Source organism: Streptosporangium sp. NPDC020072 (genome assembly GCF_040631445.1).
GTDB lineage: Bacteria > Actinomycetota > Actinomycetes > Streptosporangiales > Streptosporangiaceae > Streptosporangium.
Genome location: NZ_JBEYAB010000007.1, coordinates 365,796 through 387,078 on the forward strand (window position 1 = coordinate 365,796; position 21,283 = coordinate 387,078).

At 69.6% G+C, this 21,283-nt stretch carries 19 protein-coding genes; 8 read left to right on the plus strand and 11 right to left on the minus strand.

What is annotated here, in order from left to right; all coding sequences use genetic code 11:
• Nucleotide 1 precedes the first annotated feature (1 nt).
• The 4 genes from ABZ470_RS19350 (at nucleotide 2) to ABZ470_RS19365 (ending at nucleotide 4,523) form a co-directional block, all read left to right on the plus strand.
• Nucleotides 2-1,039, plus strand: coding sequence for a hypothetical protein (locus ABZ470_RS19350; protein WP_362912592.1), 1,038 nt, complete (start codon nucleotides 2-4; stop codon nucleotides 1,037-1,039).
• 56 nt (nucleotides 1,040-1,095) lie between these two features.
• The gene (locus tag ABZ470_RS19355; RefSeq protein WP_362912594.1) at nucleotides 1,096-2,643 is read left to right on the plus strand and encodes an oligosaccharide flippase family protein; all 1,548 of its coding nucleotides are present in this window, start codon (nucleotides 1,096-1,098) and stop codon (nucleotides 2,641-2,643) included.
• 17 nt (nucleotides 2,644-2,660) lie between these two features.
• Nucleotides 2,661-3,560 carry a glycosyltransferase family 2 protein gene (locus ABZ470_RS19360; RefSeq protein WP_362912596.1) on the plus strand — a complete coding sequence of 300 codons (900 nt, stop codon included), beginning with the start codon at nucleotides 2,661-2,663 and terminating at the stop codon, nucleotides 3,558-3,560.
• Between the two features lie 66 nt (nucleotides 3,561-3,626).
• Nucleotides 3,627-4,523, plus strand: a complete 897-nt coding sequence (locus ABZ470_RS19365) for a hypothetical protein (protein ID WP_362912598.1) — start codon at nucleotides 3,627-3,629, stop codon at nucleotides 4,521-4,523.
• Between the two features lie 28 nt (nucleotides 4,524-4,551).
• Here the strand turns inward: ABZ470_RS19365 and ABZ470_RS19370 are convergent, their stop codons facing one another.
• Nucleotides 4,552-5,661: an acyltransferase gene (locus tag ABZ470_RS19370; RefSeq protein ID WP_352011276.1), complete on the minus strand. Its 1,110-nt coding sequence runs from the start codon at nucleotides 5,659-5,661 to the stop codon at nucleotides 4,552-4,554.
• A 307-nt stretch (nucleotides 5,662-5,968) separates the two neighbouring features.
• On the opposite strand from ABZ470_RS19370, the gene ABZ470_RS19375 reads away from it, so the two are divergent.
• From ABZ470_RS19375 to ABZ470_RS19385, 3 genes are all read left to right on the plus strand, one after another.
• Nucleotides 5,969-6,901, plus strand: coding sequence for a hypothetical protein (locus ABZ470_RS19375; protein WP_362912600.1), 933 nt, complete (start codon nucleotides 5,969-5,971; stop codon nucleotides 6,899-6,901).
• A 130-nt stretch (nucleotides 6,902-7,031) separates the two neighbouring features.
• Nucleotides 7,032-7,823 (plus strand): hypothetical protein, encoded by a 792-nt coding sequence (locus ABZ470_RS19380; RefSeq protein ID WP_362780749.1) that lies wholly within the window; start codon nucleotides 7,032-7,034, stop codon nucleotides 7,821-7,823.
• 3 nt (nucleotides 7,824-7,826) lie between these two features.
• A complete protein-coding gene (locus ABZ470_RS19385; protein ID WP_362912602.1) occupies nucleotides 7,827-9,269 on the plus strand; it encodes an O-antigen ligase family protein in 1,443 nt (480 codons plus the stop codon).
• An 88-nt stretch (nucleotides 9,270-9,357) separates the two neighbouring features.
• On the opposite strand, the gene ABZ470_RS19390 is transcribed toward ABZ470_RS19385, so the two are convergent.
• The 3 genes from ABZ470_RS19390 to ABZ470_RS19400 form a co-directional block, all read right to left on the minus strand.
• Nucleotides 9,358-11,187: a DUF4082 domain-containing protein gene (locus ABZ470_RS19390; RefSeq protein WP_362912604.1), complete on the minus strand. Its 1,830-nt coding sequence runs from the start codon at nucleotides 11,185-11,187 to the stop codon at nucleotides 9,358-9,360.
• Nucleotides 11,188-11,460: 273 nt separating this feature from the next.
• The gene (locus ABZ470_RS19395; protein ID WP_362912606.1) at nucleotides 11,461-12,354 is read right to left on the minus strand and encodes a hypothetical protein; all 894 of its coding nucleotides are present in this window, start codon (nucleotides 12,352-12,354) and stop codon (nucleotides 11,461-11,463) included.
• A 2-nt stretch (nucleotides 12,355-12,356) separates the two neighbouring features.
• Nucleotides 12,357-12,932, minus strand: a complete 576-nt coding sequence (locus ABZ470_RS19400) for a dTDP-4-dehydrorhamnose 3,5-epimerase family protein (protein ID WP_362912608.1) — start codon at nucleotides 12,930-12,932, stop codon at nucleotides 12,357-12,359.
• 35 nt (nucleotides 12,933-12,967) lie between these two features.
• Between ABZ470_RS19400 and ABZ470_RS19405 the strand changes: the two genes are divergently transcribed.
• Complete coding sequence (locus tag ABZ470_RS19405) at nucleotides 12,968-13,828, plus strand: glycosyltransferase family 2 protein (protein WP_352010838.1); 861 nt, start codon at nucleotides 12,968-12,970, stop codon at nucleotides 13,826-13,828.
• A 34-nt stretch (nucleotides 13,829-13,862) separates the two neighbouring features.
• Here the strand turns inward: ABZ470_RS19405 and ABZ470_RS19410 are convergent, their stop codons facing one another.
• The 7 genes from ABZ470_RS19410 to ABZ470_RS19440 form a co-directional block, all read right to left on the minus strand.
• Nucleotides 13,863-14,642 (minus strand): methyltransferase domain-containing protein, encoded by a 780-nt coding sequence (locus tag ABZ470_RS19410; protein WP_352010837.1) that lies wholly within the window; start codon nucleotides 14,640-14,642, stop codon nucleotides 13,863-13,865.
• A gap of 34 nt (nucleotides 14,643-14,676) precedes the next feature.
• Nucleotides 14,677-15,855, minus strand: a complete 1,179-nt coding sequence (locus ABZ470_RS19415) for a glycosyltransferase family 4 protein (RefSeq protein WP_352010836.1) — start codon at nucleotides 15,853-15,855, stop codon at nucleotides 14,677-14,679.
• The gene (locus ABZ470_RS19420; RefSeq protein ID WP_362912610.1) at nucleotides 15,845-17,161 is read right to left on the minus strand and encodes a nucleotide sugar dehydrogenase; all 1,317 of its coding nucleotides are present in this window, start codon (nucleotides 17,159-17,161) and stop codon (nucleotides 15,845-15,847) included. The genes ABZ470_RS19415 and ABZ470_RS19420 overlap by 11 nt, the downstream gene beginning before the upstream one ends.
• A gap of 147 nt (nucleotides 17,162-17,308) precedes the next feature.
• A complete protein-coding gene (locus ABZ470_RS19425; protein WP_362912612.1) occupies nucleotides 17,309-18,394 on the minus strand; it encodes a GNAT family N-acetyltransferase in 1,086 nt (361 codons plus the stop codon).
• 35 nt (nucleotides 18,395-18,429) lie between these two features.
• Nucleotides 18,430-19,353: a glycosyltransferase family 2 protein gene (locus ABZ470_RS19430; protein ID WP_352010833.1), complete on the minus strand. Its 924-nt coding sequence runs from the start codon at nucleotides 19,351-19,353 to the stop codon at nucleotides 18,430-18,432.
• Between the two features lie 153 nt (nucleotides 19,354-19,506).
• Nucleotides 19,507-20,172 (minus strand): polysaccharide deacetylase family protein, encoded by a 666-nt coding sequence (locus tag ABZ470_RS19435; RefSeq protein WP_352010832.1) that lies wholly within the window; start codon nucleotides 20,170-20,172, stop codon nucleotides 19,507-19,509.
• Between the two features lie 93 nt (nucleotides 20,173-20,265).
• Nucleotides 20,266-21,228, minus strand: coding sequence for an NAD(P)-dependent oxidoreductase (locus ABZ470_RS19440; RefSeq protein WP_352010831.1), 963 nt, complete (start codon nucleotides 21,226-21,228; stop codon nucleotides 20,266-20,268).
• Between the last annotated feature and the right edge of the window lie 55 nt (nucleotides 21,229-21,283).

The window sequence follows — 21,283 nt, forward strand, 5'->3', positions numbered from 1 at the left end:
GATGACGCGGTTGCAGGCCGTCACGGAGCCCGGGGTGCTCAACCTCCGGGTGGGGGAGACGGTTGAGGTCCTGAGCGAGGCCGAGATCATGGCCACTCTGGACGAGAGGGGAGAGCTCGACGAGCTGCCCTTCATGCCGGAGATGCTGGCTTTCTGCGGGAAGCGGCTCACCGTGCACAAGGTCGCCTACAAACTGTGCGACACCATCAGCCGCAGTGGCATGCGCAGGATGGAGCGTGCCGTACACCTCACCGGGGCGCGCTGCGACGGGTCGGCGCACGGCGGATGCCAGACGGCCTGCCTGATGTACTGGAAGGAGTCCTGGCTCAAGCGGGTCGATCCCGGTTCCCCGGAGCCGGAACCGGCCAAGGAGGCCGAGGGGTCAGGGGGTCTGGCGAAGGGCCGCGCGCTGCTGCCCATCCTGGAGGTGGCGTCCAGGAAGGAGCCGGGGGAGGACGGGCAGGAGCGTTACTCCTGCCAGGCGACCGAGCTGCTGCGCGCCGCGCCGACCTGCCTGCCGCTGAAGGAGTTCGGGCAGTACGTCACGGACGTGAAGACGGGCAACGCGAGTGTGTTCTTCACGCTCCGCGCGCTCCTGGTCGGCCTGTTCAACCGTTACCAGGAGCGCAGCCGGCGGTTCCTGCCGTCGTGGCTGCAGATCAGGGGCGGCCTGAAATGGGGCTTCGTCAAGGGGCGGCTCACCGGGGCGACGCCGAGCATGACGCTCGACCTCCAGCCGGGAGAGCTCGTCCGGATCAAGCCCAAGGAGGAGATCCTCAAGACCCTCAACCAGGACCTGCTCAACCGGGGGATGGGGTTCGAGGAGGAGATGTCGCGGTACTGCGGGAAGACCGCGCGGGTCCTCTCCCGGGTCGACCGGTGCATCGACGAGAAGACCGGTCGCATGCTCACGATGAAGAGCCCCTGCATCATCCTTGAGGACATCGTCTGCGCGGGCGCGTACAGCGTGAGCTGCCCCCGGCAGTTCCTCCCGTTCTGGCGGGAGATTTGGCTTGAGCGGGTCCACGAGCCCGCCTGATCGGACCGGGACGCTGCGGCGACGGCGGTTCGGCGGCGAACGGTGAAAGGTAAGAGATGGAACACACGCAGGACTCCGGGCCGGTCGTGACGAAGGTGGAGTCCGGGGCCCCCGATCCGGAGGGCGGGCCGGACACGCCCGCCTCCCAGCTCGGGGAGATCGGCCGCCAGGCGGGCCGGGGGCTGCGGTGGAGCGTGCTGGGCAACATGGTGATGAAGGCGGGCTCCTTCGCCATGAGCCTGGTCATGGCCCGGCTGCTCGTGCCGGCGGAGTTCGGCATCTTCGCCATCGCCCTGGCCGCCAGCCAGTTCGTCATCTACATCAACGACGCGGGCATCATCGCGGCCACCGTGCAGTGGCGGGGCAAGCTTGAGGAGATGGCGCCGACGGCGACGGTCGTCGCGATCACGTCGAGCACCCTCCTGTACGCGTTCTTCTGGGTCTTCGCCCCCTACTTCGCTGAGATGTCCGGCAGCGAGAGCGCGACCGGGGTGATCCGGGTCCTCACGGCGGTCAACCTGGTCTACGGCCTGACCGCCGTGCGCAGCGCGGCACTGCTGCGCAGGTTCGAGCAGGACAAGCTCACCAAGGCCAACCTGGTCGGCTTCCTGGTGACCGCGCCGGTCACCATCACCCTCGCCGCCAACGGCGCCGGGGCCTACAGCTTCGCCTGGGGTCAGCTCCTGGGCGCCGTCGCCACCGGGGTGCTGGTCGTCCTGTACGCCAGGGTCAAGGTCGGTTTCGGCCTCGACCGCGCCATGGCCAAGAAGCTGCTGGTCTTCGGGCTGCCGCTGTGCGTCACCCTCGGCATCGAGGGCCTGCTGCTCAACGTCGACTCCGTCATCGTCGGCGACGCCCTCGGCGCCGAGCAACTCGGCTTCTACCTGCTGGCCTTCAACATCTCCAGCTGGGTCCCCGGGCTCGTCGGCACCGCGGTGCGCTACGTCGCGCTGCCCAGCTTCTCCAGGCTCGCCGAGCAGGGCGGTGACTCGGTCTCCGAGGGGGTGCAGCGGGCCATACCGCTGCTGCTGTCCATCGTGCTGCCGTTCGGTGTCCTGCTGGGCGTGCTCGCGCCCGCGGTGATCGGCTTCCTGTACATCCCGCGCTGGGAACCGGCCGCCGAGGTGCTGAGCTTCCTGTCGGTCCTCATGGTCGTGCGGATGATGACGGCGCTGGTGGTGGACATCCTGGCCGCCATGGGCGCGACCAAGGCCACCATGTGGCTCAACCTCGGCTGGGCGGTCGCGCTGATTCCCAGCCTGATCCTGGGCGCCCAGGTGGGCGGCATCCGCGGCGCGGCGATCGCCCACGCGGTGGTCGCGCTGGTGGTCGCCGTACCGCTTTCCGTGCTGACGATGCGCCGCGCGGGCGTCGTCCTGGGCCCGGTCGTCTCCGCCCTGGGGCGCCCGGTGCTCGGCGGGGTGCTCTGCGCCGCCGTCACGGTGACGCTCGTCACCGTCATCAGCGACGGCATCCCCTTCGTCCACCTGGCCGTGGCCGGCGGCGCGGGGCTGCTCGTCTACGTCCTGGTCGTCGTACCGCAGGCGGTACTCAAGCAACTGGGCAGCCGGGTGACCGGCCTGATCCCGGCACGTTCACGTTGACCCGAGAAGGAAATCGGATGGTTGATTCCGACACACTGGTGTCCATCGGACTTCCGGTGCGCAACGGCGCCGATCGGCTGGAAGGCGTGATCCGGTCGGTGCTGGCGCAGGACCACCGGAACATCGAACTGCTGATCTGCGACAACGCCTCGACGGACGGCACCGAGGAGCTCTGCAGGGAACTGGCTCGCTCGGACGAGCGGATCGTCTACCGGCGGCACCCGGAGAACATCGGGCTGCTCAACAACTTCATGTACGCGGGCAGGAACGCGCGGGGGACGTTCTTCCGGTGGATCGGCGACGACGACCGGCTGGAGTCCCACTACGTCTCCACCACGCTCAGGGCGTTCGCGGAGGACGAGCGGCTCATCCTCGTCACCACGCAGATGTCCTACACCGACCCGGAGGGCACGACCAGCACCAGCGCCTACGAGGGCAGCGGGCTGCTCTCCGACGACCCGGTCGACCGGTTCGCCGAGATGCTGCGCCTGCTCAACGAGAGTCACCTGCTGATCGACCCGCTGTACGGCCTCATGCGCCGCGAGCCCGTGATGTCCATCCCCCGGCGGAACATGCTCCGCGAGGACGAGGTGTTCGCCACCAAGCTCGCGCTGGCCGGGCCGTGGGGCCACGTGCACGAGGTGCTCGCCCACCGGCACTGGAAGCACGAGAGCATGAACGTGATCAGCGGCCGTCTCGGCGTCCCCGGCTGGCAGGTGCACTTCTCGACGACCCTGCAGTACATGGAGATCCTCCACTGGCTGCGTGAGGCCGACCTCGGGCTGACCGAGGAACAGCGGCGCCGCGCGCGTGCCGCCGCCCGCCAGATGTACACCCGCCGCCAGCGGCGGGTGGTGTCCCGGCGCAGCCGCAAGCTCGTACGGCTGGCCACCGGGGCGCTCAGGCCCGGGAACTGACCACCGTGGGACCCCAACCCCAGCCAACCCCCGTAAGCCCCTAACGTCGCGGACAAGGAGCACAGGATGACCACCGTCTTTTCCAACAGCGTGGTGGACGACGACACCCGGCGCGGCTTGCTCTACGAGGGGAAGGTGTTCGTCTACTCCTCGACGCCCGCCTCAAGGGACCTCATCGCCTTCGCCCAGGAACTGATCGCCGACGCCTTCGGCGACCGTGACCCGGAGACCGCCCAGTACGACATGCAGGTCGAGGAGTTCGCGGCGCTGCTGGCCGACCTCAAGCCCCGGTTCATCCACCACCCGGAGTGCAAGAAGCTCCTGCCGGCCGTGCTGGAGGAGCTGGGCTGTCGGCTTGACCAGACCTACTTCGACGTCCCCAGGATGCGTACCTCGACCTCGAACGACTACCTCACCTCCGGCATCTCCTACGCCTTCCACCCGCACCGGGACTGCTGGTACTCGGCGCCGTTCAACCAGGTCAACTGGTGGATCCCGATCTACCCGGTGGTGCCGGAGAACGTGATGGCCTTCCACCCGGCCTACTTCGACGCGCCCGTGCGCAACGGCAGCGCCCGCTACGACTACGCCGAGTGGAACCGCAGCAGCAGGCTCTCCGCGGCCCAGCACGTGCGCAGCGACACCAGGGAACAGCCGAAGCCGGAGGAGCCGATCGAGCTCGACCCGCAGGTACGGGTCGTGCCCGAGCCGGGCGGGGTGATGCTGTTCTCCGGCGCCCAGCTGCACTCCACGGTCCCGAACACCTCCGGCAGGACCCGCTTCAGCATCGACTTCCGTACCGTGAACATCGACGACGTCCGGGCGCGCAGGGGCGCGGTGAACGTGGACGCCGCGTGCACCGGGACCACCCTGCGCGACTTCGTGCGCTGCGCCGACCTCGACCCGATGCCCGAGGAACTGGCGCTGGCGTACGAGGCAGAGGCTCTCGCCCGGGTGAGCTGAGGACCGCGCCGACCGTACGCCCCCGCCGTCAGGGCGCGGGGCGTACCTCCGCGCGCGTCCGCGACATCCTGGCCCGCATCGCCGTACGGAGCGCGGGCCAGCTCCGGTGACGCTGGAACGGCAGCTCGAAGACCGCCGCGAACAGCCAGGCCGTGACCAGCGACAGCGGTACGACCAGCGCCGTGCCCACCAGGAAGGCGGGCAGCCCCGTGGGCACGTTCGGGGCGACGACCAGCAGGAAGACCGTCACGACGATGGGCGCGTGGATCAGGTAGAGCGTGTAGGAGAAGGAGCCGAGGCTCCGGATCGGCCGCAGGTCGAGCAGCCTGATCAGGAGTTTCGCCCGGCCGGTGGCGATCGCGGCCAGCGTCAGGCCGACGGCCGGGCCGAGCGCGATGTCCATCCAGAAGAAGTTCCCGACCGTCCACACCGAGCCGCGCGCGAGGATCACCGCGAGCACCGGCAGCGCGGCCGCCAGGGCCAGCCACTGCCAGGGCAGCCGCCGTACCCGCTCGCCCGCGGCCAGGACGCCCGCGGCCACGACGCCGATCGCGAACAGCACCGCGAACTGGGGGGTCAGCCGCAACAGCATGCTCACCACGTGCACGCTCGGCGCCAGCAGCCCGATCACCGCGACGACGGCGGTGACGGCGGCGAGCATCACGACCGCGCCCGCCCTGCGCAGCAGGATCAGCATCACCGGGAAGAGGAGGTAGAGCTGGGCCTCGACGGCGATGGACCAGAAGGCTCCGTTGGGGCTCGGCGCGCCGAAAACGTCCTGCAGCAGGAGACCGTAAACAAGGACGGACTTGGCGGTCGGCGCTCCTTCACCCGGCTGGGCGGCCAGTGTCCAGGCGATCACCAGACTGAAGACCAGGGCCGCCCAGTAAGGCGGCAGAATGCGCCAGGCGCGTCGCCGGGCGAATCTCCGCAGGCTGCCCAGTCGCCATCCGGACCGGGCGGGGGAGACCGCGAGAGAGAAACCGGACAGTACAATGAACACCACTACGGCAAAGTGTCCGTAAAGGAGAAAACCAAGCCAAACCGGCCCGGCGCTTGCCGGGAATCCCGGGAAGGCCATCAGCCAGCAGTGGTGGAGCATGACGAACAGGGCGGCCACGCCTCGGATACCGTCCAGTCCCGCGAGCCTGCCGCGACCCGCGAGCGTCTCGGCGGGAGTCTCTGGCCGGCTTTCCTGGGCGTCCTGGTGGGACGACCCCATCCGATCAACTCCCGTCTCGGGCCCTCACGGGCTCCTGATTTCTACCCTATCTTGGCCTATCAACGGGTCTATCGCTGTATGGTCCCCAGACGTAACATCCCCAGAGGGCGCCGAAGGCTCGGCCTCCTTTCGATCATGTAACAGGAAGAGCGCACTCGGCGATGGGTAACTGTGTTGTCTCGGGGGTTCGCTGTGCCCCGGTGTGAATGAGGGGCGGAGGCATATGGACTTCTGGAAGACCATTTTCGGTCTCGCCAGACGTAAGGCCATCGGCCCGCCCTTGGCGGTCCTGTCCATCATCTCCGCGAGCCTGGTTTTCTTCCTGCTGCCGACCTATTACGTGTCCACGGCGTCGATGGTCCTGACGACCCCGGCCACCGGTGGAACGCTCTCAGCGGACCCGACCAAGCCGTTGGGCCTGACCAACCCGCTCCTGCAGTTCAGTGACGGCCTGCGCGTCACCTCGGGCATTCTCATCCTGTCCATGAACACCCCCGAGGTCGCGGCCGAACTCGGCGTCGTCCCGAACGGCCCCACCCAGATCGTGATCAACGACGGGCGGACCAACCCCGACCTGCTGGGCATCAGCACCAACGGCCCGTTCGTCTACGTCGAGGTGCAGAGCAGGTCGGCCGCCGCGGCCCAGGACGTCGTGCTGCGCGCCAAGCAGCGCATCCGCAAGGAACTCGCCGACCGTCAGCAGGCGCTCAAGGCCCCGCGTTCGACCTTCATCACGGTCGTCGACGTCGTGCCCTCCTCCGTCCCGACGGCGAAGATCTCCGGCAAGCTCACCGCCGCGGGCGCGACGATGTTCCTCGTGCTCCTCGGCGGCCTGAGCATCGTGTACGGCGTGACCCAGATCAGGGGAGGCCGCAGGCGTCCTCCGCAGGACTCCGCGGGTGCCGCGCGCGACGAGCGCGAGGCCCAGGAGGAGCAGGCCTGGGAGGCCGCGGGAGCGGGCCGTGAGAGCAGGACCCCGGTCGCCGAACCGCCCGTGATGGTGCCGCACGCACCCGTCGTCTCCGACTCCGCTGAAGGACCGTTCCAAGACGAGTCCGCAGGTCTGGTGGTCGTGGTCGACGACGAGGACCAGCACGACCAGGCCTCGGACACGGTTGTCTTCACCCGGGTCGGCTGGCGGGACGAGCGGAAATGACATCTCCGGAAGCCCGGGGCCACGCGGCCCCGCCGTACGGCAGGCCGGGACAGTAACGGCCCGCCGGTGCGGGCGATGACATTGACGGATCACGGTCACGGCGGCCGCGATCCGGTTCGGGGAGGCGCGCGTGGACTTCTGGGGAACAGTCCTTGTTCTGTTCCGGCGCTGGTACGTGGTCCTGCCGACCTTCGTCCTCTCGCTGGTCGCGGCGGCGGGGATCTACTCGACCGTTCCCACGACCTACACCTCCTCAGCCGTCCTCATCCTGACCACGCCGACCACCGGCGGCAGCCTGCCGACCAACCCCCGCATGCCCAACGGCCTGACCAACCCGATGCTGAACTTCGACCGGGGACTGAGCATCTCGGCCTCCATCCTCATCGCCGCGATGGGCACCCCCGACATGGCGACCCAGCTGGGCGCGGTCGAGGGCGGCGACACGGCCTTCAAGGTCAACAACGGCAGCAGCAACATCGAGTCGCTGGCCACCGGGCCGTACGTGTTCATCGAAGGGGAGAGCTCGACGCCGCAGGCCGCCAAGGACATCGTGGTCAGGGTCATCGCCAAGACGAAGCTTGAGCTGATCAACCGCCAGGAGGCGGTGAAGGCGCCGAAGGCGACCTACATCAGCGCCTACGAGGCGGTGCCGCCGACCGAGCCGCTGGCCCAGCGCGGACGCAAGATGCGCGCCGTCGCCGCGGCGGCGGGCGTCGGGGTGATCGCGAGCCTGTTCATGGCGTTCACCGTCGAGAGCTTCGTCACCAACCGCAGGCGGCGCCGTGAGGAGGCGGAGGCGAAGGCCGGAGGAGACCCGGGCACCCCGCCGGGGACCTCCAGGAAGGCGACGCCTCCCGCGGAGCCGGTGGCGGGCCGGCTCAACGGCCGTCTGCCCGCGGGCTCCCCGGTCACGAGGCCGTGACCCGTGGCGTCCTCCTCGACCTCCACCAGAGGCTCCACCGCAAGCGCGCGAGCCGTCTCCCGTGACCTCGCCCCGCCGCTGCCCAGGCACGCCGACGGCGCGACCCTCGTCAGCTTCTTCGTCGTCTCCCTGACGATCATCCCGGCCCGCCTGGTGTTCCGCGGCATCCCGCTCTCGCTCACCCCGGCCAACTTCATGGCCCTGCTGGCCGTCTTCTGCTGGATGTTCGCGCACTTCACCACCACGCTGGGGATGGCCAAGGGACGAACCCCCGTGCGCACCGCGCTGTTCGTCTTCCTGACCGCGATGATCGCCACGTTCGGCTACTCCACGTACGGCTACCTGCCCTCCGACGAGCTCAACCTCGCCGACCACGCGCTGATCCTGCTGGTGGCCAACGCCGGGATCGGGCTGATGGTGTGCGACGGGGTCCGGGGTGCCGACCGCCTGGACTTCGTGCTGAAGACCGTCGTGGTGACCGGCGCCGCCGTCGCGCTGGTCGGCGCCCTGCAGTTCCTGATCGAGTTCGACCTCACCCGCTATCTCGCGCTGCCCGGCCTGCGGTACACCTCGGAGGACGCTTCCATCATCGCCAGGTCCGAGTTCCGCCGGGTGGCCGCGACCACCGGCCACCCCATCGAGTTCGGCGTCATCTGCGCGATGGTGCTGCCGCTGGCCGCTCACTACGGCTTCAAGGCCCGTCAGCTCGCCCAGCCCGCCCTGCGCTGGTGGGCGTGCGCGGGCCTGATCGCGCTCGGCCTGATGTTCTCGGTCTCCCGTTCGGCGGTGCTGAGCCTGGCGGGCGTCGCCTTCGTGCTGTTCCTCGGCTGGCCCGCCAGGCGGCGTGTCCAGGCGGTGCTGGTCGCGCTGGTGTTCCTGGTCGGCATGCGGATCGCGGTTCCCGGCCTCATCAACACCTTCTACAACCTGTTCGCCAACGCGGGCAGCGACGACAGCATCCAGTACCGCACGCACGACTACGACGTGGCCGCCTACGAGCTGGCCAAGCACCTGTGGCTGGGCCGGGGGATGGGCACCTGGTACGCCCCCAAGCACCAGGTCTTCGACAACCAGTACCTGCTGTCCGCGGTCGAGACGGGACTGCTCGGCATCGGGGCGGTCGTGGCGATGTTCGTGTGCGGCATCTACTCGGCGCTCAGGGCCCGCCACCTCAGCACCGACCCCGCGGTCAGGGACCTCGCGCTGACCCTGGCCTCCTGCCTGGTGGTCCCGCTGATCGGGGCCGCGACCTTCGACCTGATGTCCTTCGCCACGGTGACCGGCCTGTCCTTCGTGCTGATCGGCGCGACGGGCGCGTTGCTGCGCGCCACGGTGAGCACCGCCGTACCACGGCCCCGCACGCACCGCCTCACCTGGCGGGAGGCCGCGCAGCTGGGGATGCGGCGCCTGTTCGGCCGGTCGGGGCGCTCGGCGGCGCAGGGCTGAGTCCCGGGAGAGGGCGCCCGGCGGTCTGACACGACGACGGGGCGGACGCGTGCGCGCCCGCCCCGTTCTCACGCCGGATGAAGAAGTGTCAGCCCTCGCACTGCAGCGGTCTGACGATGGAGGTGACGTTGTAGTTCCTGTCGATCGTCACGACCGAGTTGTCCTTCCACCTGATCCTGTCGCAGTCGGCCTCGACCGGGCCGTACTGCCAGCTGTCGTCGACGATCTGGTTGCCCTGCACGATCAGCGTGCCGCGCCCGTTCTTCAGCTGGATGCTGTAGGTGCCGCCCATGACGAGGTTGTCGGTGACCACCGCGTCGACGATCTTCGGGTCGGTCAGGAAGATCGGCGCCGTGATGTCCTTGACGCCCCGCTGGTCGATGGTGTTGTGGTCGAAGACCAGGCCCTTGCCTCCGCCGTAGGTCTGGATGCCGTCGGAGTGGTCGTCGGGGTTGGAGCACAGGTCGATGAAGGAGTCGCGGATGCTGACGCTGTCGCCCCCGACCCGGAAGCCGTCGCCGTGGTTCCTGACGAGCACCCGCTCGGCGGCGAACTTGCTCTCCCCGACGCCGGGCAGGCTCTGGCACTTGTTCTCAAGGCCGACGGTCGAGTCGAAGATCTTGAAGCTGTAGGTGTTCGGGCCGTACTCGTTGATGACCCTCCCGTCGATCTGGCTGTTCCTGACCGTCACGTTGTTGGCGGTGATCACCAGGTCGCCGGGGATGCGCACGCTGTCGAGCACGGCCCCCGCCGTGGTGACCCGGTAGCTGTGCCCGTCGTTCAGGCTCTTGGTCGTCAGCCTCGTGCCGGGCGGGACACCGGTGCAGTCGGGGGTGGGGTGGCCGTCGCAGCTACGGTCGCCCGGCTCCTGGGGCCTGGTCGGCTCGGGGGAGTGCGTCGGTTCGGGGGAGTCCGTCGGCTTCGGGGAGCGCGTCGGTTCCGGGGTCCCGGTGGGGGACTTGGTCGGGGTCGGCTCAGCCGTCCTGGTCCTGGTCGGGGTGGGGGTGTTGCTCCGGGTGGGCGTCGAGGTGGGCTCTTCGGTGGGCTCGTCGGTGGGTTCCGAGGTCGGCCAGCGGGTCCACGTGGGCGTCGGGGTCGGCCGGTGCGTGGGCGTCCGGGTGAAGGTCACGGTCGGCGTCGGCTTGTGCGTGGGCAGGCCCGTCGGAAGGTCCGTCGGGAGATCCGTGGGCAGGCCCGTCGGCAGGTCCGTGGGACTGCTGGTCGGCCAGTGCGTCCACGTGGGGGAGGAGGACGGCCAGCGGGTGGAGGTGGGCTTCGGGGTGGTCGGCCTGCGGTGCCGCTCGTGCCAGCGGAAGACGACGTCGACCCAGTAGTTGTAGCCCTTGGGGTTGGACCGCTTGGGGAAGGCGCTGGTGCCGTACCCGAACACCCCGGCGTTGCGCGACGTCGTGCTGAGCGGGCCGGAAGTGGCCGGTCCCGTCGCCTGGGAGCCGACGTAGGTGCCGTTGGTGCTGTGGTAGGAGACGGTGTAGACCTGGCCGGCCCGCAACTGCACCGGGGAGGCGAACCGGGCCTCCTGCCAGCCTGAGGCGGTCTCCTTGGGGAAGGTGACCTGGGCGAGGCGGCGGCCCCGGGAGTCCCAGAGGCTGCCGGTGTGCCGTCCCTTCTCGCCGGAGGCCTTGTAGAAGCGGACGCCGGTCACCGAGCCGCTCTTGGCGGCGGTGAAGCGGGTGCCGAGCTCGACAGGGGAGCGGTCGGTGTGCGTGGGCGCCTTCACCGTCTCCTCCGACGACCAGAGACTGGTCTCCTGAGGCTGTTCCGGCTCCTCGGAGGCGGCGGGCCCGGCCGCAGCCGCGGGCGTGACGGTGACCTCGTCGTTGTGGGTGACGACCCAGGCGACCGGGACGGTCACCCCCACCAGGGCGACGACCAGGGCCGCCACCAGGCCGGGACGCATCCGTTTGCGAGGGGATAAGCCGTGCTGGGGTTCCCCACCCCGGCGAGGGGGGTGTGTACTGGCCATCTCTCTGACCTCCGCACCGACCTGAGGTCGGCTCGACGACATGTCTGCTTGGTCCTCGTGCAGAGGACATTGTTACGACAGAGGCCAGAGATACGCATCATTTTCAGATGATTATCCGTAAGTGTTATGACATATCGGTCTGATGGCGATGCGAAGATCAAATTTTTCGTGTATGCGGCAGGGACCGAAAATGAAGATCGAAAACGGTCACCCCACGCACTTCAGCGGGCCGACGGTCGAGGTGACGCGGTACTCGGAGTCGATCGTGACCAGCGTGTTGTCCGCCCAGTCGATTTTCTCGCACTCGGAGTCGACCGGCCCGTAGACCCATGACCCGTCGACGAGTTTGTTGCCCCGCATCACGAGCCTGCCCCGTCCGTTACGCAGCTGGATGCTGTAGGTGCCGCCCATCACGAGGTTGTCGGTGACCACCGCGTCGACGATCCTCGGGTCGGTCAGGAAGATCGGCGCCGTGATGTCCTTGACGCCCCGCTGGTCGACGGTGTTGTGGCTGAAGACCAGGCCCTTGCCTCCGCCGTAGGTCTGGATGCCGTCGGAGTGGTCGTCGGGGTTGGAGCAGAGCCGTACGAAGGAGTCGCGGATGACGACGTCGTCGCCCCCGACCCGGAAGCCGTCGCCGTGGTTGCGGACGTGCAGCCGCAGGGCGGTGTACTTGTCCTGGCCGACGCCGGGCAGCGACTGGCAGCCGGTCTCCGGGCCGACGGTCGAGTCGACGATGGTGTATCTGAAGGTCTTCGGGCCGATCGCGTTGATGACCAGCCCGTCGATCCGGCTGTTCCTGATCGTCACGTTGTTGGCGGCCACCAGCAGGTCGGCGGTGATGTGCACGCCGTCGAGCACGCTCCCGGGCTCGGTGACGCGGTAGGCGCCGGGCTCGGTCAGCGTCAGCTTCTCCAGCTTGGTGCCCGGCGGCACACCGGTGCAGGCGGGGGTGGGATGGCCGGGGCAGCGGGCCACGGGGCGGGAGAGGTCGCTGGGAGTCGGCGAGGCGGCTCCCGGGGTGTCCCCCGACGTGCTGCACGCCGTCACCAGGGCCAGCGCGGCCGCCGACAGGACACCGAGCGGGATGAGCCGTCGCATCTTCACTCCGTCGCGGTAGGGGCAACGTCAGGGCCGATGAGCCGCCTCTGCAATTGTGCCCACGAACCGGCGGAAAGGTCTCTCCCGCTGATCGACGAGACCGGAAGCGGCCAGCGAATGCCCAGGTCGGGGTCGTCGTAGCGGACGGAGAGGTCCTCGGCGGGGTCGTGCTCCCTGTCGATGCGGTAGCAGACGTCCGTCTGCTCGGTCAGCGCCTGGAAACCGTGCAGCATGCCCGGCGGCACGTACAGGGTGACGAACGTCTCGTCGTCGAGCAGCACCGAGACCTGCTCGCCGAAGGTCGGCGAACCGGGCCGGGCGTCGACCAGCACGTCCTGTACGGCGCCGCGGGCGCAGCGCACCAGCTTCGCCTCTCCCCGCCCGGAACGGCCGTGCATCCCGCGGATCGTCCCCTGCCGTGAGCGGGACTGGCTGTCCTGCACGAAGCGGGCCGGGTCGAGCCCGGCCTTCTCGGCCATGGCGTTGTCGAACGTCCTGGTGAACAGCCCCCGGTCGTCACGGTGTGGCGTCGGAATGAACAACAACACCCCGTCGATGGCGGTTCGTTCTACTCTCATGCTGTGAATCCCTTCGAGAGGCGGAAGGCGGGCCGGTGAACGACGTCACCAGGCCGATCGTGAGCATCGTGGTCCCGGCCCACAACGAGGAGGCCGTCCTCGCGGGCAACCTCGACCGGCTGCTCGCGGGCACCGAACCCGGCGAGTTCGACGTGATCGTGGTGGCCAACGCCTGCTCCGACCGCACCGCCGAGGTGGCCGTACGGCCCGGCGTGCGTGTCGTCGAGACCCCGGTCCCCGGCAAGGCCAACGCGCTGCGCCTCGGAGACGAGCTCTGCGCGACCTTCCCCAGGATCTACCTGGACGCCGACGTGGAACTCGACTCCGGCTCTGTGCGCGCGCTCGTCGCCGCCCTCGACCGTCCCGGCGTGCTGGCCTGCGCCCCCGTCCCGGTGTGGGACATGACGGGGGTGAGCTGGGTGGCCAGGCGCATGCACAAGGTTCACAACGAGCTGGTGGCCCCGTTCAGGGCGCTGGCCGGGGTCGGCGTCTACGTGCTCACCGAGGAGGGACACGCCAAGGTCTTCCCCATCCCGGACGTGCTGTCCGACGACGGCTGGGCACACGGCAGCTTCGCGGTCCACGAGCGGGTCGTCGTGCCGCAGGCCAGGTCGCTCGTGCGCCCGGCCAGGACCGTGTCCGCGCACCTGAAGCGGCGGGTGCGGGTACGCCTGGGCAACCGCCAGCTCGCCGCACTCGGCCGCTCCGCCCCCGAGGGACGCCTGCGCCTGGGCTCCCTGGGGGCGTTGCTGACCGGGGGGAAGGTGAGCCCGCTCGACGCGGGCTGCTACCTCGCGGTCCTGGTGATGGACCGTGCCATGACCAGGGCGCGCACCTCGCGGGGCGGCCAGGTGCAGTGGGGCACCGACACCGGCAGCCGCTCCGAGGCGGGGTAGCCGGACGGGCCGCCCCGCCGTACGGCGCGGCCTGTCAGGCACCGGCACGCTCGGTGATGGTGTATATCCTGATCGTGCCGAAAGGCCCTTCCTGCTTGTCCCGGCGTCCCCGGTTGACGGTCCTGAGGTGCCGGAAGCGCCCGGTGCTCATCAGGAACTCGTCCTCCGTGGGGTTGAAGTAGATCACCGTGACCTCGCGCGGGTTGTCGTCCACGCTGGCGATCAGCCTGCGCATCACGGTCGCGAAGGTCTCGCCCCTGAAGGGGTTGTTGAGGAAGACGACCGTGACGTCCCGGGGGATCTCGTAGTCGAGCACGTCGGAGTTGACCAGCTCGACGTCCGCGCAGCGCAGGCGCAGCCGGGTGCCCGCGACGTTCTGCCTGGCGATCTCGCTCAGCTCGGCGGACAGCTCGACCCCGATCACCTTCCTGAAGGGGTAGCGCCAGGCCGCCTCAAGCACCATGCGTCCCATGCCGGAGCCGAGGTCGACGAACACGTCGTCCGGGCCGACGGCGTCGCGGGGGAGCGTGCGGCGCAGGGTCTGCCAGTTCGCGGCCGAGTAGTAGACCCGTTCCTCGTGCGCGAGCCCGAACTTCTCCAGGCTCACGACGTCGGAGGTCCGCACGCCGTACCGGCGCTCGAACAGCAGCCGTACGGCGCCGCTGCGCAGCGACCGGTAGTGGCGCCTGAACCCACCGGCGACCCCGCCGAGGAGGGCGCCGGCCCCGGCCGTGACCTCGACGGTGGCCTCGGTGACGGCCTCCACGAAGGAGGCCAGTTCACCGGTGGTGACGCTCAGCAGAAGCCCGCTCATCGGGGGCGCTCCTCTCTCGTTGTCTTTCCCGGCGTCAGGAGACGGCGGCCTCGTAGGCGGCCAGGAGCGCCTTGGAGGACTGCTCCCAGGACAGCGGGCCCGCGACACGGGCCCTGCCGATCTCGCCCATCCGCCTGCGCTCGGCGGGGTTGTCGAGCAGGTGCGCGACGAGCTTGGCGAACTCCGACTCGTCGTTGGCCGGGGCGTAGAGCGCGGCCTCCCCGGCGGAGACCCTGGCCTCCTTCAGGTCGAAGGAGACGATCGGGCGGGACATCGCCATGTACTCCATGATCTTGTTCATGGTGGACACGTCGTTGAGCGGGTTGAGCGGGTCGGGGGCCAGGCACACGTCCGCCGCCGACAGGTAGCGCAGCAGGTCCTCGTCGGAGATCCGCCCGGTGAACTCCACCTGGTCGGACAGACCGAGCCGGTGGGAGAGCGCGACCATCTCGTCGAAGGTGTCGCCGCCGCCGAGGAAGACCGCGTGCCAGTCCTTACGGCCGACCTCGTCGCGGAGCTTGGCCAGCGCCCGCAGCGCGTAGTCGACGCCGTCCTGCGGCCCCATGACCCCCAGGTAGCACAGCATGTACGGCTTGCCCTTCTTGAGGCCCTCCTCGACGGGGACCTGGCGGAAGCGCTCGACCGCGGGCGCGCTGCGCACCACGAACACCTTCTCCGGCCGCTTGCCGCCCCGGCTGACCGCCACGTCGCGGTAGCTCTCGTTGGTGGCGATCACCACGTCGGCGGTCCGGTAGGTGAGCCGTTCGAGCCTGCACACCGCCCGGTAGAGGAAGTCCTCACCCCGGTCGAAGCGGGACAGGTACAGCTCGGGCACCAGGTCGTGCTGGTCGAAGACGAACCGCGCGCCCTGCCGCTTGAGTCGCTTGGCGACGAGGTAGAGCAGGTCGGGCGGGTTGCAGGCGTGCACCACGTCCACCCGGCCGACCCGCCTGGCCAGCCGGAAGGTGTGCCACAGCGCCGAGCCGTACTCCTGGACGTAGCCGAGGGGGCCGCCGGTCGCCGCCTTCAGCGGGTAGCGGTGGATCTTCACCCCGTCGATCTCGGCGTACGGTTCGGTGTCGCGTTTGGTGCCCTGCGGGCAGATGACGTGCACGTCCCACCCGGCGTCGCGCAGCGTGGTGCTCTCCTGCCACACCCGCCTGTCGAACGGGACGGAGAGGTTCTCGACGAGGATGAGTGCTTTACCAGCCAAGGCCAACGTATCCAGGGTGCGCCCGGCGCGTCTCCGCGTCGGGAAGGCGGACGAGGTCGATGATCGTGCGGTCTCCCGCGTTGTCGAGCGCGCTCAGCACCGCGGGGTCCTTGCAGCCGACGACGCAGACGTCGGCGTGCGCGAGCACCTCCTCGACGGAGTTGGTCAGCAGGTCGCCCAGGTGCGGGAGCCTGCCGTCGATGTACTCCCTGTTGGCGCCCATGAGCCGCGACAGGGTGACGTTGGCGTCGTAGATGCGCAGGTCGTAGCCCTTGCCGAGGAGCCGTTCGGCCAGCTCGACCAGTGGGCTCTCCCGCAGGTCGTCCGTACCGGGCTTGAAGGACAGCCCGAACAGCCCGACCTTGCGGCTGCCCGCGGCGGTCACCAGGTCGAAGGCGCGCCTGAGGTGGTCCTCGTTGGAGGGCAGCACGTGCGACAGCAGCGGCACCGAGACGTCGGCCCGCCTGGCCGCGTAGACCAGGCCGCGCAGGTCCTTGGGCAGGCAGGAGCCGCCGAAGGCGAAGCCGGGGCGCAGGTAGGCCGTGCTGACGTTGAGCTTGCGGTCGGCGAGGAAGACGTCCATGACCCGGTGCGAGTCGAGGCCCAGCGCCTGGCAGATCGCCCCGATCTCGTTGGCGAAGCTGATCTTCAGACCGTGGAAGGCGTTGTCGGCGTACTTGGTCATCTCGGCCACCGCGACGGGCACCCGGAAGACCTCGCCGGGAAGCCCCTCGTACAGCGCGGCGACCGCGTCACCGCTGGCGGCGTCGAACTCGCCGATGACGGTCTTCGGCGGCTCGAAGAAGTCGCGCACGCTCGTGCCCTCGCGCAGGAACTCCGGGTTGACCGCGACGCCGAAGTCGACGCCCGCCCGGTAGCCCGAGGCCTTCTCCAGGATCGGGATGAGCAGGTCGGTGCAGGTGCCGGGCAGCATGGTGCTGCGGAAGACGATCGTGTGCCGCCCGTCCTTGGCGGTCAGGGCCTGGCCGATCTCCTCGGAGACCCGCTCCAGGTAGACGGTCGACAGGCTGCCGTTCTGGGCCGAGGGGGTGCCGACGCAGATCAGGGAGATGTCGGTCGCGCCGACGGCCTCCGCCACGTCGGTGGTCGCCCGCAGCGCGCCACTGGCCACGACCTCCGCGGTCAGCTCGCCGATCCGCTCCTCGACCACCGGGGCGTTGCCCCGGGAGATGAGGTCGACCTTCACGGGGTTGACGTCGACGCCGACCACCTCGTGCCCGCTGGCCGCGAGGCAGGCCGCGGACACGCAGCCCACATAGCCGAGCCCGAACACGCTGATTCTCATTTGTGCGCTGCCTCCATCGCGTCATGTGCGGCCGGGCGCGAGGCAGGGGGCGTCTTGCCAAGCCTCGCCCGACTCACCCGACGGCCGGATGATTCCTTGTGGTCGTTGCGTTCTGTGTGGTGGTTCATCGTCAGGGTCCCGGCGTGGCTAGCGGTTCAGGTTCCGGAGGCCGTGGACGATCTTTCGCAGGCCGGGGCCGAGAGCGGACGACTTCGCCGTCTCGACCACGGAGTCGCGCGCCCGCCGCAGTGTCTGCCGGGCCGAGCTACGTGTCACCATTCCTTGGCATACCAGCGTTTCGCCGGTTTTGGCACGCCTTTTGTACTCATCGTCGCCTCGCCCGAGGTCGATACGCGTGATTCCCATCGCCGGGGCGGCGATCGCGAGCTCACGCAGCAGCATCCAGCCGGGGGCGAGGTTGCCGAAGTCGGGGTCGTAGACAGGGAACCACCAGTGCAGCACCGAGCCCGAGCGGATGCCGAAGTGCGCCGCGAGCAGGTGCGGGCCCGCGTGCAGCGTGGACAGCACGCCCGCGAAGGAGGTACCCCGGGTGCGCAGCAGCCCGCTCATCAGCTCGTGCCGGTCGGGCGCGGCGAAGTAGTCCTTGGCACCGGTCGCGGTGTACTGCGCGCGTTTGAGCTCGATCACCCGCTCCAGGACGTCCTGGTCGGTGCTGTCGGCGACGAAGCGCACCGGGCCGTGGGTCCGCTCGGCCTTGGCGGCGCGGCGGCGGGCCTGGCCCATGTTGTCCTTGCCGCTGCGCGAGGCGCGTCCCAGATAGCCGTCGAGGCCGCCGGAGACGTCCAGGAACGGGGAGGGCCTGCGGGACTCGATCCACGGCTCGAAGTCCGCGCAGTCCTCGACGAGGTGGTCGAAGGCGAAGCCGCGTACCCCGTCGGTGAGCAGCCCGAGCGGCGGGAAACCGGTGCCGGGGGCGAGCACGGGCCCCTGGAAGTCGGCGGCGGGCCAGCCCGCGGGCCTGATCAGCGACCGCTCACGGTGGTGGGGCAGCAGCGCCCTGACCGCGCCCGTCCCGTCCCTGCCGACGGCGACCGTCACCTGCCGCCCGCTGGCGTGTACGGCCTGCGCGAAGCCGGGGTGGAAGTAGGGACTGTCCAGGGCGGGGTTGGTCTCCCGCAGCCGGTGCCAGGTCTCCAACTCCTGCGCGGTGAGCGCGTCGAGGCGGACCGTCCGTACGGCGTGCACCCGCGCGGGCTCCGTGCTCGCGGGCATGCTCATCGTGGTCTCTCTTCTCGAAGGCGGCGGGGTCAGTCCGCGAGCTTGTGGACGCGGCGTGAGGGGCGCAGGAGCGCAACCACCGAGGCCTTGGAGATGCGGCGTCCCATGAGCGCGCGAAGCGCCTCGCCGAGGACGACCGCCAGGTAGTAGGCGAGGAAGGCGGGGGTGCTCCTGCGTCTGCGGAAGAGCTTCACCTTGTTCACGATGAGCAGGGAGGCGAGCATCGGGTTGATCGCGGAGTCGCCGCCGATGTGCTCGACGACCGAGGCGGGCTCGTACCAGGTGATCCAGCCGTGGTCGCGGGCGCGCAGCGAGAACTCGGTCTCCTCGCTGTAGAGCAGGAACGACTCGTCCCAGGCGCCGATCTCCTTGATGACGTCGGTCGAGATGAGCATGGCGGCACCGGTCGCCCAGGCCACCTCGCCCGCCTTGGCGTACTCACGCGGGTGGGTGACCATCTCGCCCAGCGTGCCGATCCGGCCCGCGAGGTTGCCTCCGATCACCGCCTCGACCACGGCCCTGCCGACGGCGGGCATCCGGCGCAGCGAGGGCTGCAGGCTGCCGTCCGGGTTGACCAGGAGCGGGGCGGCGATGCCGCGCCCCGGCCGCCGCAGCGACTCCGCGAGCGGCAGCAGGGAGCCGGGGCGCAGCCTGCAGTCGGGGTTGAGCACCAGGACGGCGTCGAGGGTGGCGACGTCCAGCACCTCGACGCCCGCGTTGATCGCCGCGGCGTATCCGGCGTTCCTTCCGACCTGGACGACCTGGACGGGAAGGTCGGTGACCTCGCCGACGACCTTGAGGCAGTCGTCCTTGGAGTTGTTGTCGGCCACGATCACGTGTACGAGGTTGACGCCGCGCGCGCCCTCACCGAGGGACCGCAGACAGCCTTCGATCACCTGGGCGCTGTTGTAGGTGACGATCACTATGGCGATCCGGGGGGGACCAGGCGTCATACACGGGTCATCGTCGACCGGCGTGACGCCGTTACTACGTTCCAAATCACGCTCCCGCCTGTCCGGCACCTGGCCCGGCGCCTACTTTGGCAGCCGGATTCCCCTTTTCGCACTCACGTTCAGATCGTCAGTAGACGACCTTTACAGACGTGTTCAGCCGCGAACGCGTTTGTATGTCCGAGAGGCTATGCGGCGCGCACGAACAGGCAAAGGGGGGGTCCCGTCCAGGACACGAGGAGCCCATGTCGCGTCGATGTCGTGGCGCAGGCTGTTGCGGGCCTGGAGCCAGGAGGCGGGCCTGGCGCGGCCTCCGTCGCTGGTGTAGGCGCGCGTCACGTTCGCCTGCCGCAGCCTGCTGAGCACGCGCCTGTCGTAGGAGCCGAAGGGGATCGCGACCCGCGAGACCGGCCGTCCGGTGAGCGTGCCGAGGAACCGGTTGGCCTCGGTGATCTCCTGGACGGCCTGCTCGGCGTCGAGCTTGCGCCAGTCGCGGTGCCCCCAGCCGTGCGAACCGATCCGCATGCCCGCGGCCTGCAGCTCCAGCACCCCGGCCTCGTCGAGCCTTCCCGGCTCGCCGAGCAGCCCCGCCAGCACGAAGAACTCCGCGGTGAGGCCGCGTTCGAGCAGGCGGGGCAGGCCGATCTCCAGATCCGAGGCGTTGCCGTCGTCGAAGGTGATGCGGACGTCCTCCCGGCCGACCACGGCGTCGAGCACCTGTTCGAACTGCTCGACGCTGACCCAGGTCTGGTCCTCGCCGGGGTCGAGCTCACGGTCGGTCGGACCGATGCCGTGCACCGTGAGATTGACGACCGAATGCACCGACTTCCTCGTTTCTGATTCGGCACCCTGATCGTAGAAGGGTGCTGACTTATGTCCGGTGTCTTGGTGGATATCGTATTTTTGGTTGGACCGTTACAGATGCTTCGCGTACCACTCCACGGTCAGCTCCAGTCCCTCCTCAAGGCCGACGGTGGGGCGCCAGCCGAGCACCTCGGTCGTCGGGACGATGTCGGCGATCCTGGCGCCGTCCAGCGGGCGGCCGGGGAGCGCGCCGTACCGGGGACGCAGCGGGCTGTCGGTGATCCGCACCAGCGCCTCGACGGTGTCACGGATGGAGGTGGCCGTCCCGGTCCCCACGTCCAGGCTCAGGCCCGCGGAGCCCGGACTCCTGCCCGCCGCCAGGAAGGCGTCGACGACGTCGTCCACGTAGACCCAGTCGATCAGGCGCGTCCCGCTGCCGATGGCCGGCTCCTCGCCCCGCAGCAGCGAGAGAGTGACGTACGGCACAAGCCTGTGGTGGTTCATGTCCCCGGGGCCGTAGACCATCCCGACGCGCAGGGTGGTCGCGTGCACGTCCCACAGTTGGTGGAACATCCGCGCGTAGCCGTTGGCCGCCCACTTGGCGACCGCGTAGGGGGAGGAGGGAGCCTTGCCGCCCTCCTCCGGCCTGAGCTCCTCAAGCGACCCGGCCAGCACCGTCCGGGTCTCCGGGTGGTGCTCGGCGACCGCCGTCAGCAGGTTGACCACGCTGGCCAGGTTGCTGTCCAGCATCGCGCGCACGACGCCGGGATCCCGGGTGCCCGTGACCTCGCTGGCCAGGTGGAAGACGACGGAGGGGCGCAGGGAGGCGATGAGGGCGCCGATCGTCTCGGCGTCCCCGACGTCGGCGACGTGCCAGGTCGCCGGGTCGTCGGAGTCCTGCCTCGGGGTACGGCTCACGGCGTGCACCCGCGCGCCCAGCTCGCCCAGGCGCCGCACCAGATGGGTCCCGATGAAGCCGCTCGCACCCGTGACCAGGACGCGTGATCCGCTGTACCGGCTGAAATCCTCCTGCCCGGAGGTGAGGCGATCTCCGGCTAACGGAACCGTGAGCATTGGCGTTCTCCTCGCATGGGACGAGTTCGTCGGATGCTTTCCGTCAGACCCTGCC

Excerpts from the sequence above, each read along its gene's own strand:
- ABZ470_RS19350 (WP_362912592.1), top strand. The coding sequence starts at position 2 with ATGACGCGGTTGCAGGCCGTCACGGAGCCCGGGGTGCTCAACCTCCGG.
- ABZ470_RS19355 (WP_362912594.1), top strand. The coding sequence starts at position 1,096 with ATGGAACACACGCAGGACTCCGGGCCGGTCGTGACGAAGGTGGAGTCC.
- ABZ470_RS19360 (WP_362912596.1), top strand. The coding sequence starts at position 2,661 with ATGGTTGATTCCGACACACTGGTGTCCATCGGACTTCCGGTGCGCAAC.
- ABZ470_RS19365 (WP_362912598.1), top strand. The coding sequence starts at position 3,627 with ATGACCACCGTCTTTTCCAACAGCGTGGTGGACGACGACACCCGGCGC.
- ABZ470_RS19375 (WP_362912600.1), top strand. The coding sequence starts at position 5,969 with ATGGACTTCTGGAAGACCATTTTCGGTCTCGCCAGACGTAAGGCCATC.
- ABZ470_RS19390 (WP_362912604.1), bottom strand. The coding sequence starts at position 11,187 with ATGCGTCCCGGCCTGGTGGCGGCCCTGGTCGTCGCCCTGGTGGGGGTG.
- ABZ470_RS19395 (WP_362912606.1), bottom strand. The coding sequence starts at position 12,354 with ATGCGACGGCTCATCCCGCTCGGTGTCCTGTCGGCGGCCGCGCTGGCC.
- ABZ470_RS19400 (WP_362912608.1), bottom strand. The coding sequence starts at position 12,932 with ATGAGAGTAGAACGAACCGCCATCGACGGGGTGTTGTTGTTCATTCCG.
- ABZ470_RS19410 (WP_352010837.1), bottom strand. The coding sequence starts at position 14,642 with ATGAGCGGGCTTCTGCTGAGCGTCACCACCGGTGAACTGGCCTCCTTC.
- ABZ470_RS19420 (WP_362912610.1), bottom strand. The coding sequence starts at position 17,161 with ATGAGAATCAGCGTGTTCGGGCTCGGCTATGTGGGCTGCGTGTCCGCG.
- ABZ470_RS19425 (WP_362912612.1), bottom strand. The coding sequence starts at position 18,394 with ATGCCCGCGAGCACGGAGCCCGCGCGGGTGCACGCCGTACGGACGGTC.
- ABZ470_RS19430 (WP_352010833.1), bottom strand. The coding sequence starts at position 19,353 with ATGACGCCTGGTCCCCCCCGGATCGCCATAGTGATCGTCACCTACAAC.
- ABZ470_RS19440 (WP_352010831.1), bottom strand. The coding sequence starts at position 21,228 with ATGCTCACGGTTCCGTTAGCCGGAGATCGCCTCACCTCCGGGCAGGAG.